The sequence below is a fragment of the Frankia sp. CoWAU3 genome (assembly GCF_977971855.1).
The window spans coordinates 1-1,493 of record NZ_CDWWXB010000228.1; the positions used below are offsets into that span (position 1 = coordinate 1).

Sequence of the window (1,493 nt, forward strand, 5' to 3'; positions counted from 1 at the left end):
GCCCTGGAGCGGCACGGAACCACGCATCAGGGTCTTGAGGCGGCATCAGGGTCTTGATGCGCCGCGATCCGTCAGCTCATCAACCTATTATGATCAGCGGAGACCGGATCTCGCCCGCCATCCGGACGTGCGCCCGACGACCCCGGTCGCGACGCATCGGAGGTGCCATGTCCACGCCGCCGGGATCCACGCCGCCCACGGATAGCTTCACCAGCAGCTGCACCGCGTGACGCCCGCCGGGCGGCCGACCCGTTCGTCAGTCGTCCAGCACGCGCAGCGCCTTCGACGGACACAGCGCGACCGATCGACGCACGGCGTCCAGCCGACCGGCGGCGATCTCTTCGATCAGGGTGACGACGAGGCCGTCGTCACCCTGATCGAAGACCTCCGGCGCGGTCATCACGCACATCCCAGCGCCGACACAGACGGCGCGATCAGCGACAATCTTCATGCGACACCCTCCTGTTCCGCCCTCTTCCACCAGGTGACCGGGTCTCACCAGGTGACCGGGAGTGCGTGCAGCCCGTGTACGACATGATGGGCACGGAACGCGACCTGTTCGTAGGGCACGGCCAGCGCGAGATCGGGGAAGCGTCGCAGCAGCGCGGGGAACGCGATGCGCATCTCCATCCGGGCCAGCGGCGCTCCCAGGCAGTGGTGCACGCCGTGGCCGAAAGCGACGTGACCGGGAGCGCCACGGGTGATGTCGAGCCGGTCCGGATCCCCGACGAGAGCCGGGTCTCGGTTGGCCGCGGGTAGCGCCAGGAGCAGTTGTTCGCCCGCCGGGATGCGGTGACCGGCGATCTCCACCTCGGTCGTCGTCGTGCGGGGCACACCGGAGGGCACGATGGACAGCCACCGCAGCAGTTCCTCGACGGCGGGCTCGACCTGGGCCGGATCGTCGCGGACCATGGCGAGCTGGTCGGGATGGCGCAGCAGCGCCAGGGTGCCGAGAGCAAGCATGTTCGACGTCGTCTCGTGCCCGGCGACCAGCAGCAGCGAGGCGATGCCGACCAGCTCGGCGGTGCTCAGTTCGTCGCCGTGCTCGCGCACCAGCATGCCCAGCAGATCCTCGCCCGGGGCCGCCTGCGCCCGCGTGACCAGCCCGGCCATGTACGCACGGGCCTCGCGCTGCAGGGCCAGCCGCTGCTCGATCGGCAACGAGGCGTCGATCTGCCGGCGGGTGCGGTGCTGGAACTCCGCGCGGTCGGAATACGGCACCCCCAGCAACTCGCAGATCACCAGCGACGGCACCGGAAGCGCGAAGGTCGCGACCAGATCGGCCGGCCGGCCGGCCCGTTCCACCTCGTCGAGCGCCGCGTCGACGATGTCCCGGATCCGCGGCTCCAACCCGCGCATCCGGCGCACGGTGAACTCCGGGGTGAGCATCCGGCGCAGCCGGGTGTGATCTGGCGGATCGAACGCGAGCATCTGCCCCGCCCGCAGTTCGGCGATTTCCTCATTACTCAGGACGGGACCGCCAGGACCTACGA

The 1,493-nt window shown here is 70.0% G+C and carries 2 protein-coding genes; both read right to left on the reverse strand.

Annotated elements, in window-relative coordinates; all coding sequences use genetic code 11:
• Positions 1-256: 256 nt before the first annotated feature.
• A complete protein-coding gene (locus AC08ON_RS15935) occupies positions 257-451 on the reverse strand; it encodes a ferredoxin (protein ID WP_476608322.1) in 195 nt (64 codons plus the stop codon).
• A gap of 44 nt (positions 452-495) precedes the next feature.
• Positions 496-1,493, reverse strand: a 998-nt coding sequence (locus AC08ON_RS15940) for a cytochrome P450 (protein WP_476617251.1), incomplete at its 5' end; no start/stop codon positions are given.

What these genes read in the sequence shown, in the direction of transcription:
- AC08ON_RS15935 (WP_476608322.1), bottom strand. Translation starts at nt 451, where the DNA reads ATGAAGATTGTCGCTGATCGCGCCGTCTGTGTCGGCGCTGGGATGTGC.